The sequence below is a fragment of the Phenylobacterium ferrooxidans genome, assembly GCF_042714595.1.
Taxonomy (GTDB): domain Bacteria; phylum Pseudomonadota; class Alphaproteobacteria; order Caulobacterales; family Caulobacteraceae; genus Phenylobacterium; species Phenylobacterium ferrooxidans.
In genome coordinates this window covers 1-14,544 of record NZ_JAOTJD010000067.1, presented here as the reverse complement: position 1 = coordinate 14,544, position 14,544 = coordinate 1, and the positions used below count along the sequence as shown (strand labels likewise).

Below are 14,544 nucleotides of genomic sequence, written 5' to 3'. Positions count from 1 at the left end.
GATCAGGTCCAGGGTCTGGCCCTTGGCGCCGGTGAAACGGCCGCCCACCAGCGCGGCGGCGAAGGCGCCGCCCTGGGCGCTGGCGGCCTCGCCTTCGAACACGACGATCGCCAGGGCGCTCTTTTCACCAAGCGCGGCGTCAGGCGTGACGAACTGGATATCCATGGAATTCTCTCAACTTAGCGACCCGGCGCAGCGCGCGCCCTGAACCCATCCCAGCCTGACCGTTCGTGCGGCGGTTGTGTGGCGGGGCGACGCATGGTTTAGAGCAGCTTCCCGTTGCGGGCGCGGCAAATTTGTCGGCCCGCCCTATATTTCTTGCCGATGCGCCTGATCGATCGATACCTGCTCCGTCAGCTCTTGGGGCCGACCGTCATGGCGACGGCGGCGCTGACGGCGGTCGCCTTGCTGTCCACCAGCCTCTCGCAGCTCGACATCATCGTCAGCCAGCGCCAGAGCGCCCTGGTCTTCCTGCAGGTGACCCTGCTGGCCATGCCCCAGTTGATCAACATGGTCATGCCCATCGCCCTGCTGGTGGCCGCCCTGGTGGCGCTCAACCGCCTGCACGTGGAGCAGGAGATCGTCGTCTGCTTCGCCGGCGGCATGAGCCGCTGGCGGGTCATCGCCCCGGCCCTCCGGCTGGCCGCCGTCGTCACCCTCATCGCGCTCTTCATGAACCTCTGGGTCCAGCCCGCGGCCTCGCGGCAGATGCGCGAGACCCTGTTCCAGGTGCGCACCGACCTGGCCTCGACCCTGGTCCGCGAGGGCGAGTTCACCGAGCCGGCCCCCGGCCTGACGGTCTACGCCCAGTCGGTGGACAACGGCGGCCTGATCCACAACCTGTTCATCCACCAGACCAAGGACGACGGCGGGGCCACCACCTACACCGCCGACGAGGGCCGGGTGGTCAAGCGCGGCGACAAGCCGGTCCTGTTGATGCGCAAGGGGTCGAACCAGGAGTTCAGCCGCACCGGTGTGCTCAACTTCCTGTCCTTCGACGAGTACGTCTTTGACCTCTCCACCTTCCTGGCGAGTGACGAACTGATCCACTACAAGCCGTCGGACCGCTACCTGCACGAGCTGTTCTTCCCGGACCTGGAGCAGGCCTGGGAAAAGCAGAACCGCGACAAGATGCTGGCGGAGGGCAACGCCCGCCTGACCACGCCGCTGTACAACCTCACCTTCATGAGCTTCGCGCTCCTGGCCATCATTGGCGGCGGCTTCTCGCGCCTCGGCTACGGCCGGCGCATCGCGATCATTGGCGGGGCGGCGGTCGCGGTCCGCATCCTGGGCTTCATCGTCCAGGCCGCCAGCGAGTCCGAGCCCTGGGTCAATGTCCTGCAGTACGTCGTGCCCCTGGGGGCCATGGGCCTGGCCCTGCGGGGCATCTTCAAGCAGCCGGTCAGCCGCTACATCGACATGCGCAAGCGCCCCGCCCCCATCGCTGGGCTGAAGACCGCATGATCGGGACGGGCCGCCTCGAACGCTACGTGCTGCTCCGCACCTTCACCGGCGTCGGCGCCGCGCTCGCCGTCATCTCGGCGGTGATCCTGCTGGTGCAGTTCGTCGACCTGTCGCGCTCGGTGGGGGTCCGCGCCGATGTCGGCGTGGCCCAGCTTTTCGGCCTCACCCTGCTCAAGGCGCCGGCCCTCATCCTGCTGCTGCTGCCCTTCGTCTTCCTGGCCGGCGGCATCAGCGCCTATGTCGGTCTCAACCGCTCCAGCGAACTTGTCGCCATGCGGGCCGCGGGGATTTCGGCCTGGCGCTTCGTCCTGCCCTCGGCGGCGGCGGCCTTCGTCGTCGGCGTCTTCGCCGTCACCGCCTTCAACCCCCTGGCCTCGGCCCTCAGCGCCCGGTTCGAGGCCGACCGCGCGGGCCTGATGGAAAACTACCTGACCGACGCGCCCAAGGAGGTCTGGCTGCGCCAGGGCGACGACCGCAACCAGATCGTCATCCACGCCAAGGCGCGCGAGGCGGTGGCGGGAAGGGTCTTGCTCAAGGGGGTCTCCCTCTTCGTCTACCAGAAGAACAAGGACGGCCTGCCCGAGTTCAAGCGCCGGCTGGAGGCCGCCGAGGCCGAGCTGCTGCCGGGCTTCTGGAAACTCACCGATGTGCGTGAGGCCACGGCGGGCGAGAGCTCGGTGCGGTCCGACTCGCTGTCGATCCGCTCTACGCTGGATTCCGAATCGGCCATGGAGCGGTTCGCCTCCCCCGACGCCATCGCCTTCTGGCGGCTTCCCGCCGCCATCAATCAGACCGAACAGGCCGGCTTCTCCGCCGATGGCTATCGGCTGCGCTTCCAGCAGCTCCTGGCCACGCCCCTGCTCTTCGCCGCCATGTCGGTGCTGGCCGCCGCCTTTTCCCTCAGGCTGGCCCGCCTGGGCGGGCTCGGGGGCCTCGCCGGGGCCGGAGTGGCCATCGGTTTCATCTTCTTTTTCTTCAACGAATTCTCCGGCGCCCTGGCCGATGCGGAGATCATTCCGCTCTACGCCGCCGCCTGGGCGCCGCCCGTGGTCGCCCTGCTGTCCGGGCTGACCTTGCTCTGCTACACCGAAGACGGTTGAATCGTTGCCGTTCCCCGCTATCCATCCGCCAACAGTCGCCCGCAGGGGGTTTCCTAGCTTCATGAGTCGCGGTCGCCGTCCCGTCTCCGTTAAGCGCGGCCTGCTGGCCAGTGTGGCGGTCATCGTTGTGTCGATGGCGGCGCAGGCCCATGCCCAGTCGCCGGCCAAGCCGTCGGCCGATGGGCTTGAGGCGGGTCAGCTCTACATGGAGGCCGACCTCGTCATCCGTGACGACAAGAACAAGATCACCACCGCCCGCGGCCAGGCCGAGGTCCGCTACGAGGGCCGCACCCTGCGCGCCGACGAGCTGGTCTATGACGAGACCCGCGGCGTCGTCACCGCCAAGGGCCAGGTCCAGATCATCAACGAGGACGGCAGCGTCGAATACGCCGACGAGCTGACCCTCGATGATCAGATGAAGGCCGGCGTCGCCACGGGCTTCGCCGCGCGCATGGCGCCCGGCATCAAGATCGCCGCCGCCTCCGCCGTCAAACGCAGCGACCGCGTCAATGAACTGAACCGCGCCATCTACACGCCCTGTGAGATCTGCGCGCCGGACGGCTCACCCAAGACGCCCACCTGGTCGATCAAGGCTGACAAGGTGGTCCAGGACCGCGACCGGCAACTGGTCTACTACCGCAACGCTGTGATCCGGGTGTTCGGCGCCCCTGTGCTGTACCTGCCGCTGTTCTGGCACCCCGATCCCCAGGCGGTCCGCAAGTCGGGCTTCCTGCCGCCGAAGCTCGGCATCTCCAACCGTCGGGGCCTCAGCTATGAGCAGCCCTATCTCCAGGTTCTCTCGCCGTCTTCAGATATCACGCTAAGCCCACAGATTAACACGAAAGTTAATCCGTTCTTCAACGGGCACTACCGCAAGCGATTCTACTCTGGCTCGGTGGACGCCCGGTTCGGCTACACCTACGACACCGACTTCGACGGCAAGGGCGACGGCTTCGGCGACAACACCAGCCGCAGCTACATCCTGGCCGCGGGCCAGTTCGCCATCAACGAGAAGTGGGACTGGGGCTTCACCGCCGAGCGGACCTCCGACGACCTGCTGTTCGACAAGTACGAGGTCGGCGACGTCTACGCCACGCGCGGCCCCTACCTGGCCGACGATCGCCGCCTGATCTCCCAGGTCTACGCGACCCGCCAGGACCAGCGCTCCTACTTCTCGGCCGCGGCCCTGTCCTTCCAGGGTCTGCGCCCCGAAGACAATGAGCGCACCTTCCCCATCGTCGGGCCGCTGATCGAGGCGCGTTGGGAGCCGGAAGCCAATATCGCTGGCGGCCGCCTGCGCCTGCTGGGCTCGGCCGTCGCCCTGACCCGGGACCAGTCTCCCGTCGGGGCTCCGCCCCTGCGCCTCGCGGGCCTCGACAGCCGCCGGGTCACCGGCGAGGCCGACTGGCGCGCCACCTACACCGCCCCTGTTGGCGTCCGGATCTCGCCTTTCCTGAACATCCGCGGCGACGCCTACAGCCTCGATGACCTCAACGGGGTCGCAGACACCTCCAAGACCCTGTCTCGCGGCCTCCTGGTGGCGGGCGCCGACATCTCCTGGCCCTTCGTGCGCCGGTTCTCGGAGTCCACCGTGATCCTGGAGCCCATCGTTCAGGTCGCGGCTTCCCCCGACGCCAAGCAGGTGGTTGTAGCGACCTCGGCCACGGGCGCGCCGGTCTATTTGAACGAAGACTCCATCGCCTTCCAGTTCGACGAGACCAACCTCTTCCGGGCCAACAAATTCCCAGGCTACGACCTCTATGAGGACGGCCTGCGCGTGAACGCCGGCGGTCGGGCCTCGGTGTTCTGGGACGATGGACGCCGCGCCAGCCTGCTGGTGGGCCGCAGCTTCCGCAACGAGAGCAACGACGTCTTCTCGCCCCAGAGCGGCCTGCGCCAGACCAGGTCCGACTGGATCGTCTCCGCCGACGCCCAACCCATCAAGGGTCTCTCATTTTTCGCCCGTACGCGGTTGGATTCAGAAGACTTTTCGGTCCAGCGCGCAGAGGCGGGCGCCAACCTCTCCACGAAGCGCGCCAATGGCTATTTCCGCTATCTGCGTGACCGCGCCGACATCAACGGGACCAAGGTGGAGAACCTGGACCTGGGCGGCGATCTCTACCTCACAGAGCATTGGGGCGTCACCGCCTATGGCAACCGCGACCTGGTCCAGGACGCCTGGGTGATCCGCGACCTCGGCATCACCTATCGCGACGACTGCACCCGCGTGGACATCATCTATCGGCGCGAAGACACTGTAATCGGAAGACTAGGCCCGACGGAGTCTCTCGCCATACGCCTCACCCTCGCCACATTGGGCGGACCGTTGTATGCGAACTGAAAATCGCCACCGAATTGGCCCTTCGCATAGACCTGCCCATGGCCATCGCCTCCAAGGAAACCTTCCACCCATGATGCGTGCGCGTAATGTCACGGGCCGTTCGGCGCGCGGCGCCGCCCTGGCGATCGCCCTGGCCACCACGGCCCTGCCGCAGGTCCTCTGGGCCCAGGACGCCGCACCTGTGGAGGCGCCTGCCGCCCCAGTGGCGCCGGCCGGGATCAACGAGTCCGTCGCCGCCGTCGTCAACGACGACATCATCTCGACCTACGATCTGGCTCAGCGCATGCGCCTGCTGATCGCCACCTCCGGCGTGCAGCCGACCCAGCAGAACCTGCCCCAGTTCCAGCGCGAGGCCCTAGTGGGTCTGGTGGACGAGCGCCTGCAGCTGCAGGAACTGCGCCGGGTCGAGCGCGACCAGAAGATGGAGATCATCGCCACCGACGACGAGGTCACCCAGGAACTGGCCGAGATGGCCAAAGGCAACAACATGTCCCTGGAGCAGTTCCTGGGCAATCTGAAGGCCCAGGGCATCGGCGAGGAGACCCTGCGCCAGGAGGTCCGCTCCAACACCAGCTGGCAGCGCTGGATCCGCGGCCGCTACGGCTCGCGCCTTCGCATCGGCGACGATCAGGTCAAGGCCGTGCAGCAGCGTCTGGCCACCGCGGCCTCCAAGCCCCAGTACCAGATCAGCGAGGTCTTCATCGACGCCAACCGGGTCGGCGGCATGGACACCGCCATGACCGGCGCCGGCCAGTTGATCACCCAGATGCAGCAGGGCGCGCCCTTCCCCGCCGTGGCTCGCCAGTTCTCCGCCGCCGCCACTGCCGCTGCAGGCGGCGACGCCGGCTGGATCACCGCCGGTGAGATGGCGCCCGAGATCGACGCCGCCCTGGAGCAGATGCGTCCCGGCCAGCTGTCGCGCCCGATCCAGGTCAAGGACGGCGTCTACATCATCTATCTCCGCGAAAAGCGCGCCGGCGCGGGCGGCATGATAGTCAACCTCAAGCAGGCCGCCGTCGGCCTGACCCAGAACGCCGACCAAGCCGCCGTCGACGCCGCCACCGCCAAGCTGACCGCCCTGCGCGCCACCGTCACCGGCTGTGCGGACCTGGAGGCCAAGGCCGGCGGCGTTCCCGGGGTCGTCGCCGGCGATCTGGGCGAGGCCGAGATCAAGGACCTGGCGCCCGCCTTCCGCGACGCCGCCGAGAGCCTGGCCGCCGGTCAGATCTCCCAGCCGATCCGCACCAGCGCCGGCCTGCACCTGCTGGCCGTCTGCGCCAAGCGCGCCAGCGGCCAGGACGGCCAGTCCAGGGAGCAGATCGAGAACCGCCTGTTCGGACAGCAACTGTCCATGATCGCGCGGCGTTACATGCGTGACCTCAGGAACTCGGCGACAATCGAGACCAAGTGAAGACTGGACCACTCGCGCTCACCCTTGGTGACCCTGCCGGCATAGGCCCGGAGATCATCGTCAAGGCGTGGACGCAGCTACGGCAGACCGGGCCCGCCTTCCTTGTGGTCGGCGACAGCCAGTCCCTGGCTTCGGCTTCGGGCTCCGGCGCGACCATCGTGCGCAGCGTGATCTCGCCCGACGAGGCCGCCAAGGTCTTCCCCGACGCGATTCCCGTTCTCGACATCCCCCTGCGCGCGCCGGTGGTCTCGGGCCAGCCGACCTCGGCCGCCGCCAAGTCGGTGATCCAGTGGATCGAGACCGCCGTGGGCCTCGCCCTCTCCGGCCAGGTCTCCGGCGTCGTCACCGCCCCCATCGCCAAGGCCCCGCTCTACGAGGCCGGCTTCGCCTTTCCGGGCCATACCGAGTTCCTCGGCGAGCTCACCCAGGCCACCCGCTTCGACGGCGCGCGCGGCCCCATCATGATGCTGGCCGTGCCCGGCCTGCGTACCACCCTGGTGACCGTCCACGAGCCCCTCTCCCAAGTAGCCGCGGCCCTCAGCATCGAGAAGGTCGTCAATGCCGGCCTGGTGACCGCCCAGGCCCTGCGCCGGGACTTCGGCGTCGAGGCGCCTCGCCTGGCCGTCGCCGGTCTCAACCCGCATGCGGGCGAGAGCGGGACTATTGGGCGCGAGGAGCACGAGATCATCGCCCCGGCGATCCGCGCCCTGCGCGACCTCGGCGTCGACGCCACTGGCCCGATCCCCGCCGACAGCCTGTTCCCCGAGGAGATGCGCGCGCGCTATGACGCCGCCCTCTGCATGTATCATGATCAGGCGCTTATCCCCGTGAAAATGCTCGACTTCTGGGGAGGGGTTAATGTGACGCTCGGTCTGCCTCTCGTGCGCACCTCGCCCGACCACGGCACCGCTTTCGACATCGCCGGACGGGGTCTGGCCCGTGCAGACAGCCTGGTCGCCGCCATCCGGATGGCCGACGAGATCGCCACCCGCCGCGCCGCCTAGATGGACCTCGAACACCTTCCGCCCCTGCGCGACGTCCTCGACGCCCATGGCCTGATGGCCAAGAAGAGCTTCGGCCAGCACTTCCTGTTTGATCTCAACATCACCCGCAAGATCGCCCGCCTCGCCGGCGTCGGCGCGGGCGACCACGTCATCGAGGTCGGCCCCGGCCCTGGCGGCCTGACGCGGGCTCTGCTGGAGACGGGCGCCCAGGTGACCGCGGTCGAGAAGGACCCCCGGTTCCTGCCCCTGCTGGCCGAGCTCGGCGAGGCGGCCAACGGCGCGCTCACCGTCCATCTGGACGACGCCCTGACCGCCGACGAGACCGCGCTGGCCGCCGGACGCCCCACCGCCATCGTCTCCAACCTGCCCTACAATGTCGGCACGCCGTTGCTCATCAAGTGGCTGACGGGCCCGTTCACACCCACCTCCCTGACGCTGATGTTCCAGAAGGAAGTGGCCGAGCGCATCGTCGCGGCGCCAGGCTCCGACGCCTATGGCCGCCTGGCTGTCATCGCCCAGGCGACGGCGGACGCAAGACTGGTGATGGAGGTTTCGCCCCGCGCCTTCACGCCGCCGCCCAAGGTGACCTCGGCCGTGGTCCACTTGGTTCCCCACGCTCAGCGCCTGGACCAGGCCCTGCTGGAGAGCTTGCAGACCCTCACCGCCGCGGCCTTCGGCCAGCGCCGCAAGATGCTGCGCTCGAGCCTCAAGCAGCTGGGGGGCGAGACGATCTGCGAGGCGGCCGGCATCGACCCGTCACGCCGGGCCGAGACCCTGGATGTGGAAGAATTCCTGAAGTTGGCCCGCGCCCGCTAGCGCGCCAGGTCCACGGCGTCGTTGGTGCAGGCGCTCTCGCCCGGCCCCTCGCGCAGCCGGCGCCAGTCCGGGCCCCGATCCATCCGCTGCGAACAACGCGGCGCCTCGCCCTGCGACGAGAACTCAAGCCCGATGGACTGCCGCTCGCCGTGGCCGTAACCGCGCCCATGGCCACCATATCCATAGCCGCCGTACTCGCCATGGCCGGCATAGGGCGAGTTGCGGCTCTTGCTGACCGCCACGGCCAGGGTCCCGGTCTCGCCGACCGGGATGACGCTCATGGCCGAGAAGCTGCGATAGCCCCCGCTTCCGACGCCGACGGTGACCTCGCCATGCACCTTGCGGGGCTCCTCGCCGGGCGTGATCCCGTCCACCCCGTCGTCCGCCAGGGTGGGCACGGGCGAGGCGCGGATGAACTGGTCGATCTGGGCCGCCGTCGCCGGATCGGCCGCCGGGGCCGGGGTGGAGGACGCGGTCGCCACGGCCTCCTGCGCCTGGGCGGTCCCAGCCAGGGCCGCCAGCGTCACGCCGGCCATCCAAAGTCGCATGCGGGTCATCGGCGGAACTCCTTCGCCTCCCAGGCTCGCCCGCGATTGCGGCGCGCTGAGGGCGCGGGTGTTTCAGTCTAGCCGATGAGCGAAACCGCGCCATCCCAGGCCAGCTTGGCTCCCACCACCACCAGCAGGCCATAGATCACCTTGTAGAAAGCCTGCCCCGGCACCCGCCGCACCAGCCACACCCCGGCCCAGGTCGAGGCGATGGCCAGGGGCAGCAGGGCCGCCGCGGTCGACAGGCTCTCCGCCGTCACCTGCCCCAGCGCCAGATAGGCCGGGACCTTTATCCAGTTCACCACCGCAAAGAAGATGGCGCTGGTGCCGATGAACACGTCGCGCGCCAACTGCTTGGGCAGGACATAGATCTGGAACGGCGGCCCGCCGGCGTGGCTGATCTGGCTGGTGACCCCCGCCGCGACCCCCGCCAGCACGCCCCGCCACGGCACGCCCTCAGGCGCCGCCGCCCGCACGGGCGCGCCCCTGCGCTCCAGCCACAGCCGCTGCACGGCGAACAGCACCGAGATCACGCCGACCGCCAGCTCCACCGCGCCGGGCCTGACAAAGGCCGCCAGGGCGAACCCGGCGAAGATCCCCACCGCCGCGCTGGGCAGCATCAGCAGCAAGATCCCCCGGTCCCAGGTCTTCCGGAACGCCCACACGCTGACCACGTCCTGCACGATCAGGATCGGCAGGGTGATGGACGCCGCCAGCACCGGCGACACCGCCAGGGCCATCAGCGGCACCGCGATCACCCCGATGCCGGAAAACCCGCCCTTGGCCAGCCCCAGCAGGATCACCGCCGGCACGGCCAGGGCGTAGAACCACGGATCGGTGATCAACGCCGCCGGCCCGTGACATCGGACCCGGTCATGATGTCGGTGTCAGGGCCCCCGTCACGGATGGTCTTGTCGCGATAGATCACCGCCCCGATCAGGTTGGGCGTCCGTCGGATGGCGGCGCAGAAGTCCGCCCAGTGCTCGCTCGGAACCCACAGGCACGGGCTGCGCGGATCCTCGTCGATGGCCAGGTCCACCAGGGTCTTGATGCTCAGCATGAGCCGAACCCTTGCCCGTCATCCCGGACGGCCGATAGGCCGATCCGGGACCTAGGGGCCCAGCGCACCGCCCCTGGGTCCCGGCTCTCCGCTGCGCTGCGGCCGGGATGACGTAGGGTGGGTGTCCTCATCCCAGCGCCGCAACCCGCGCCGCCAGCGCCACATTCACCGCCTCGTAGGCCGGGACGAAATCCCGCGCGATCTGCGCCCTGGAAAAGGTCAGCGGGATCAGCCCCGCCAGGTCCTCGCCATGCAGCACCCGCGTGCCGCCGGGCGCGGCCTCCAGGGTGAAGTGATGCCGCCCCCGGAACAGCAGCGGCACATGCCCGGCCCAGGCCAGGGCCTTGCCCGGCTCACAGGCCACAAGGGTCACCGTCTGGGAAATCGTCGCCCCGGGCTTGGCCGAGGCCAGGTTGCGGAACACCATGGGGATCTTGGCTCCCAACACCGCCTGCCCGTGCGCCTCCAGGTTCAGCGGGTTCCACGCCGGGTAGCTGGCGAAGTCGGCCAGCACCGCCCACACCGCCTGGGGCGTGGCCTCGATCACCGCCTGGGTCCTGATCTGGTGCATCCCTAAACCCCCTTGCCGCCCAGGCCATGCGCGCGCCGGCCCCACTGGTTGCACGCCTCCAGGAACTTGGTGACGGCGCCTGCGCCCCACCGCCATGTCCTCCGGCGTCTACAGGTAGCGCATGGCCTCAGCGCTTCTTGCCCAGCTCGAGCGCGATGTCCTTCACCATCATGCCGACCTTGCGATAGGCGCTGATGATCTGGTCATGGGTCACGCCCCAGCGCTTGGCCCAGTATTCCACCTGGTGCCGCTCCTTGGGATCCAGCCGCGGCGAATCCCGGAAATCCCGCTTGCCCTTGGGTTCGGCCATCTGGGCGCTCCTTGCAAAGTCCTGAAGTGTCACCGCAGCCGCGATTGAGCAAGCCTATCTCCTCCTCTCGCCACCCCCTAAACTCACCCCCATGTTCACCCACCGACCCGGCGTCCTGCTCGCCATCGCCTCGGCCGCCCTGTTCGGCGCCAGCACCCCCTTCGCCAAGCTGCTGCTGGGAGGCGGGGTCAGTCCCTGGCTGCTGGCCGGCCTGCTCTATCTGGGCTCGGGCCTGGGGCTCACCCTGGTCCACCTGGCCCGCGGCGCCCTGGGAGTTCCGGCCGCCGAGGCGCCCCTGCGCCGCGCCGACCTGCCGTGGCTGGGCCTGGTGGTGCTCAGCGGCGGGATCATCGGCCCCCTGCTGCTGATGCTGGGCCTGGCGACGACAGCGGCCTCCACCTCGGCCCTGCTGCTGAACCTCGAGGGCCTGGCCACCATGGCCATCGCCTGGATCGTGTTCCGGGAAAACGTCGACCGCCGCCTGCTGCTGGGCGCCGCCGCCATCCTGGCCGGCGCCGTGGTGCTCTCCTGGCAGGGCGGCCCCACCGGCCTTGGCCTCGGCGCGCTCGCCATCGCCGGCGCCTGCCTGGCCTGGGGGATCGACAACAACCTGACCCGCAAGCTCAGCGCCGCCGATCCCGTCCAGATCGCCCTGATCAAGGGCCTCGTGGCCGGCGCGGTGAACCTGACCCTGGCCCTGGCGCTGGGCGCCCAGATGCCGCCGCTGACCGCCACGCTCGCCGCCGGCCTCGTCGGCCTGCTGGGCTACGGCGTCAGCCTGGTGATGTTTGTGCTCGCCCTGCGCCACCTCGGCGCGGCCCGCACCGGCGCCTACTTCTCCACCGCCCCCTTCATCGGGGCGGGCCTGGCCATCGCCATGTTCGGCGAGCCCATCACGATGCAGCTCCTGGCGGCTTCAGCCCTGATGATCGTCGGCGTCGTCCTGCACCTGATGGAGGCCCACGAGCACCCCCACACCCACGAGGCCCTCGACCACGAACACCGCCACGTCCACGACGCCCACCACCAGCACGACCACGCCCCGGGCGACCCGCCCGGCGAGCCCCACAGCCACCCCCACCGCCACACCCCGCTCACCCACACCCACCCCCACTACCCCGACCTGCACCACCGGCACGGGCACGGGGTGTAGGGTTATCTGCGCGATTGCAGTCGGCCCGCCTCCTCTCCCCGTCTTTCGGGGGGAGAGGAGGTCAGACGTACGGCTCCTCCACGCTCGGCGGCGGAAGCTCCAGCCCAGCCGCCGCCAACCGCGCGCGCAGGTCGTCCACCTCCTTCTGCAGCCGGTCAGCATCGCCGAACTTGACGATCTCGACATTGATCACCGGCGCCTCCGGCTCCAGATCCCGCTCGACCCGCGCCCCATAGACCCGGGGCGCCAGCTTGGCCGCCTGCCATTTCAGGGTGTCGATCCGCAACTTGGCCACCGCCACCGACTTGGCCGTCGCCGCCTTGGCGATGGCGCGCGCCTCGTCGAACATCCGGTGCGCCTGGATGCGGCGGGCCTCACCGTACCGGGCGGCGAAGTCGGGATAGTCCGCCAGCCAACGATAGACCGTCGCCGACGACGGCAGGTCGCGGTCGGCGCACACCGCCTCCAGCCCCTGCGACCCCGCCGCCAGCCGTTCGCAAACCGCGTCGGCCAACGCCTCATTGAACGCCACCGGCCGCACCCGCCCCACCAGAGGCCGCGCCGCCTGCACCGCCAGCCCGGTGGCCCTTGCCGCGTCCACGCGCGCCTTCAGGTCCGGATACCGCCGCAGCCAGGCCCGCAGCGTGCTCTCGTGCGGCATCTCCGCCTCCCGGCACACCACGGCCAGCGGCTCGCCCGCCTCCAGCCGCAGGCACACCTCCTCCACCACCGGGGCGACCTCGCCCCAGACCCGCTTCCGGCTCATGGGAATATCCTGAATTCTAAGGGATCACCGGCCGAAGGGACGCGCCGCGCGCAGTCCTGACCAATGGCGCAAATCTATCAAATTTGCGCGAAACCACAAGAACATTTAGAGAACACTTACTGAGGGCGCCACTCCCCCCCAGTCAGCCGCGACCTCAGCGCGTCGCCAGAAACGCGTACCGGTTGACGCTGAAGAAGAAGGCGTCGGCCGCGATCAGGGCTTCCTGCTCGGCCCACCAGGCCTGCAGCTCGGCGTCGTCCAGGCCGAACCGCGCGCCGTTGGCCCGCACGAAGTTGCGGATGGTGCGGACCATGCCGCCCGCATAGCTGACCGGCTGCCAGCGCGGCGAGAACATCGGCACGATCTCGGTCCGGCGCACGGTAAAGCCCGCCTCGCGCAGCAGGGGCCCCAGCTTCGCGGGCAGGTGCGGGTCGGCCAGGTGCGCGTCCCAACAGGCCAGCACCCGGTCCATGCGGGCCGGATCGGAGGAATGCCAGACCAGGCTCCGCCAATCGGTGTCGAGGATCAGCGCCCGCCCCCCGGGCCGCAGCACCCGGTGCAGCTCGGCCAGGGCGCGGGGCATGTCGGCGACATATTCATAGACCTGGGTCGACACCGCCCCGTCGAAGGCGCCGTCGGGCAGGTCCAGGTTCGCCGCGTCCCCGATCCTGACCTCCGCCTGGGACAGCCCCGCCAGCCTGGCCGTGGCCGCCGCGACCATGGCCGGCGCCAGGTCCAGGCCAACCATCCGCCCGGACTCCCCCACCAGCCGCGCCAGGTCCAGGGCCAGCAGCCCCGGCCCGACGCCGACGTCCAGCAGATGTTCGCCAGCCGCCGGGGCCAGCAGATCAATCACCCGACCCCGCTGCGCCACCACGTCGGGCGTCATGTAGATCGCCTCCAGGGCCCTGGCCGAGTCGGCGTCGAAGGTCAGCTGGCTCAAGAGAGGTCTCCGTGTGTCGGGGTTGGCGGCCAAGACGCGGCCGGAGCATACGAGGTTATCTCCTCCTCTCCCCTTTAAAGGGGAGAGGGTAGGGTGAGGGGACCCATCGGCTACTCACCACCAAGCCAAACCGCCCCCCCTCACCCTACCCTCTCCCCCCGAAAGACGTGGGGAGAGGAGAAGCGCGTACGGCCGTCCCAGCCCATCACCCCACCGGCTCGAATTCCTTGGGCGCCGAAACCCGCCGCGTCCGGGCCTGCGCCTTGGGCTTGGGCAGCAGCCGGAAGCGCGTCTGACACCAGGCGAAATCGACCCCGATATCCAGCAGGGCGTCGGACCGTCCGCAGGGGCAGGCGAACTCCATGACGCCTATGATCCGATAGCTCTCCCCGGCGACGAGCGGCACCGGCCTGCCCGAGCCATGGTTGGGGGCGACATTGACGCAGATCACCAGATCGCCAGGCCCGATCGCTTCGCTCATGGCTTCCATCCTCCAGGCTGGCTGCTCTTGGCAGATTTCTAGTTTGGAGGGCCTTCACTGAAGCGCTCGTACATCCAGCCCTGAACTAGGCGCCATGTCGCAAGAGCCAAACCTCCCGCCAAGCTCGCTACGCACGTGATTCCAACGCTAAGCATGAACCCAACAAACGGCTTACCGTAAGCGAACGCCATTACCACCACTTGGACGATAAGAGGAATGCCGACGGCCCCGGCCGTCGCGCAGGCTCCGTGGATGAATCCGGTCAAGGGCGTATCGGGCTTCGCGATCAACCCCGTCGAGCGCATCATGCCAAACCAGTTCCCAGTTTCAATAACAGTGCACTGAGTTCGAACGGGACCAAAGAACGCGATGCAGCAAGCGCCCTGTCACCGCATTCCCCCCGCTCATCCCGGCGAAGGCCGGGACCTAGATTCATCTCCGGGGTCTGGGATCTCAGCCCTACGAAACCCCGGTCTGACCTGCAATCGGAGTGGGTTTCACCTGGGTCCCCTGAGTTCTCAAACGAAGTGCAACACCCTGCATTGGCGGAGGTGTTGTCATGGGACGGCTCTACGA

Annotated in this window: 15 protein-coding genes; 7 read left to right on the top strand and 8 right to left on the bottom strand. The window is 69.0% G+C overall.

What is annotated here, in order from left to right:
• The first annotated feature begins 324 nt into the window (after window positions 1–324).
• From lptF to rsmA, 6 genes are all read left to right on the top strand, one after another.
• On the top strand, window positions 325–1,464 hold the full coding sequence (lptF, locus tag OCL97_RS21865) for an LPS export ABC transporter permease LptF (RefSeq protein WP_305703428.1): 1,140 nt from the start codon (window positions 325–327) through the stop codon (window positions 1,462–1,464).
• On the top strand, window positions 1,461–2,564 hold the full coding sequence (locus tag OCL97_RS21860) for an LptF/LptG family permease (protein ID WP_304783416.1): 1,104 nt from the start codon (window positions 1,461–1,463) through the stop codon (window positions 2,562–2,564). Before lptF ends, OCL97_RS21860 begins: the two co-directional genes overlap by 4 nt.
• Before the next feature lie 61 nt (window positions 2,565–2,625).
• On the top strand, window positions 2,626–4,905 hold the full coding sequence (locus OCL97_RS21855; protein WP_377371812.1) for an LPS-assembly protein LptD: 2,280 nt from the start codon (window positions 2,626–2,628) through the stop codon (window positions 4,903–4,905).
• Between the two features lie 70 nt (window positions 4,906–4,975).
• Window positions 4,976–6,316: a peptidylprolyl isomerase gene (locus OCL97_RS21850; RefSeq protein ID WP_377371811.1), complete on the top strand. Its 1,341-nt coding sequence runs from the start codon at window positions 4,976–4,978 to the stop codon at window positions 6,314–6,316.
• The gene (gene pdxA / locus OCL97_RS21845) at window positions 6,313–7,320 is read left to right on the top strand and encodes a 4-hydroxythreonine-4-phosphate dehydrogenase PdxA (RefSeq protein ID WP_377371810.1); all 1,008 of its coding nucleotides are present in this window, start codon (window positions 6,313–6,315) and stop codon (window positions 7,318–7,320) included. Before OCL97_RS21850 ends, pdxA begins: the two co-directional genes overlap by 4 nt.
• Window positions 7,321–8,136 carry a 16S rRNA (adenine(1518)-N(6)/adenine(1519)-N(6))-dimethyltransferase RsmA gene (gene rsmA, locus OCL97_RS21840; RefSeq protein ID WP_377371809.1) on the top strand — a complete coding sequence of 272 codons (816 nt, stop codon included), beginning with the start codon at window positions 7,321–7,323 and terminating at the stop codon, window positions 8,134–8,136. It begins immediately after the preceding gene.
• Here the strand turns inward: rsmA and OCL97_RS21835 are convergent.
• The 5 genes from OCL97_RS21835 to OCL97_RS21815 all read right to left on the bottom strand — a co-directional run bounded on the left by OCL97_RS21835 (window position 8,133) and on the right by OCL97_RS21815 (window position 10,625).
• On the bottom strand, window positions 8,133–8,693 hold the full coding sequence (locus OCL97_RS21835; RefSeq protein WP_377371808.1) for a hypothetical protein: 561 nt from the start codon (window positions 8,691–8,693) through the stop codon (window positions 8,133–8,135). The two genes, rsmA and OCL97_RS21835, sit on opposite strands and share 4 nt — an antisense overlap.
• 68 nt (window positions 8,694–8,761) lie before the next feature.
• Window positions 8,762–9,529, bottom strand: coding sequence for a sulfite exporter TauE/SafE family protein (locus tag OCL97_RS21830; RefSeq protein ID WP_377371807.1), 768 nt, complete (start codon window positions 9,527–9,529; stop codon window positions 8,762–8,764).
• Window positions 9,526–9,744: a hypothetical protein gene (locus tag OCL97_RS21825; protein WP_377371806.1), complete on the bottom strand. Its 219-nt coding sequence runs from the start codon at window positions 9,742–9,744 to the stop codon at window positions 9,526–9,528. The genes OCL97_RS21830 and OCL97_RS21825 overlap by 4 nt, the downstream gene beginning before the upstream one ends.
• 127 nt (window positions 9,745–9,871) lie before the next feature.
• A complete protein-coding gene (locus OCL97_RS21820) occupies window positions 9,872–10,315 on the bottom strand; it encodes an SRPBCC family protein (protein WP_377371805.1) in 444 nt (147 codons plus the stop codon).
• A gap of 127 nt (window positions 10,316–10,442) precedes the next feature.
• Window positions 10,443–10,625: a DUF3606 domain-containing protein gene (locus OCL97_RS21815; protein ID WP_215340881.1), complete on the bottom strand. Its 183-nt coding sequence runs from the start codon at window positions 10,623–10,625 to the stop codon at window positions 10,443–10,445.
• Window positions 10,626–10,716: 91 nt separating this feature from the next.
• On the opposite strand from OCL97_RS21815, the gene OCL97_RS21810 reads away from it, so the two are divergent.
• Entirely contained in the window at window positions 10,717–11,778 is a 1,062-nt protein-coding gene (locus OCL97_RS21810; protein WP_305338483.1) for a DMT family transporter, read from the top strand.
• Window positions 11,779–11,839: 61 nt separating this feature from the next.
• Here the strand turns inward: OCL97_RS21810 and OCL97_RS21805 are convergent, their stop codons facing one another.
• The 3 genes from OCL97_RS21805 to OCL97_RS21795 all read right to left on the bottom strand — a co-directional run bounded on the left by OCL97_RS21805 (window position 11,840) and on the right by OCL97_RS21795 (window position 13,968).
• Entirely contained in the window at window positions 11,840–12,544 is a 705-nt protein-coding gene (locus OCL97_RS21805; RefSeq protein WP_377371804.1) for a terminase small subunit-like protein, read from the bottom strand.
• A 154-nt stretch (window positions 12,545–12,698) separates the two neighbouring features.
• Window positions 12,699–13,487 (bottom strand): methyltransferase domain-containing protein, encoded by a 789-nt coding sequence (locus tag OCL97_RS21800; protein ID WP_377371803.1) that lies wholly within the window; start codon window positions 13,485–13,487, stop codon window positions 12,699–12,701.
• A gap of 205 nt (window positions 13,488–13,692) precedes the next feature.
• A complete protein-coding gene (locus OCL97_RS21795; protein ID WP_377371802.1) occupies window positions 13,693–13,968 on the bottom strand; it encodes a hypothetical protein in 276 nt (91 codons plus the stop codon).
• Window positions 13,969–14,544 lie beyond the last annotated feature (576 nt).

What these genes read in the sequence shown, in the direction of transcription:
- OCL97_RS21850 (WP_377371811.1), top strand. Translation starts at nt 4,976, where the DNA reads ATGATGCGTGCGCGTAATGTCACGGGCCGTTCGGCGCGCGGCGCCGCC.
- OCL97_RS21795 (WP_377371802.1), bottom strand. Translation starts at nt 13,968, where the DNA reads ATGAGCGAAGCGATCGGGCCTGGCGATCTGGTGATCTGCGTCAATGTC.
- OCL97_RS21815 (WP_215340881.1), bottom strand. Translation starts at nt 10,625, where the DNA reads ATGGCCGAACCCAAGGGCAAGCGGGATTTCCGGGATTCGCCGCGGCTG.
- OCL97_RS21805 (WP_377371804.1), bottom strand. Translation starts at nt 12,544, where the DNA reads ATGAGCCGGAAGCGGGTCTGGGGCGAGGTCGCCCCGGTGGTGGAGGAG.
- OCL97_RS21835 (WP_377371808.1), bottom strand. Translation starts at nt 8,693, where the DNA reads ATGACCCGCATGCGACTTTGGATGGCCGGCGTGACGCTGGCGGCCCTG.
- OCL97_RS21860 (WP_304783416.1), top strand. Translation starts at nt 1,461, where the DNA reads ATGATCGGGACGGGCCGCCTCGAACGCTACGTGCTGCTCCGCACCTTC.
- OCL97_RS21855 (WP_377371812.1), top strand. Translation starts at nt 2,626, where the DNA reads ATGAGTCGCGGTCGCCGTCCCGTCTCCGTTAAGCGCGGCCTGCTGGCC.
- lptF (WP_305703428.1), top strand. Translation starts at nt 325, where the DNA reads ATGCGCCTGATCGATCGATACCTGCTCCGTCAGCTCTTGGGGCCGACC.
- OCL97_RS21810 (WP_305338483.1), top strand. Translation starts at nt 10,717, where the DNA reads ATGTTCACCCACCGACCCGGCGTCCTGCTCGCCATCGCCTCGGCCGCC.
- OCL97_RS21825 (WP_377371806.1), bottom strand. Translation starts at nt 9,744, where the DNA reads ATGCTGAGCATCAAGACCCTGGTGGACCTGGCCATCGACGAGGATCCG.
- OCL97_RS21820 (WP_377371805.1), bottom strand. Translation starts at nt 10,315, where the DNA reads ATGCACCAGATCAGGACCCAGGCGGTGATCGAGGCCACGCCCCAGGCG.
- rsmA (WP_377371809.1), top strand. Translation starts at nt 7,321, where the DNA reads ATGGACCTCGAACACCTTCCGCCCCTGCGCGACGTCCTCGACGCCCAT.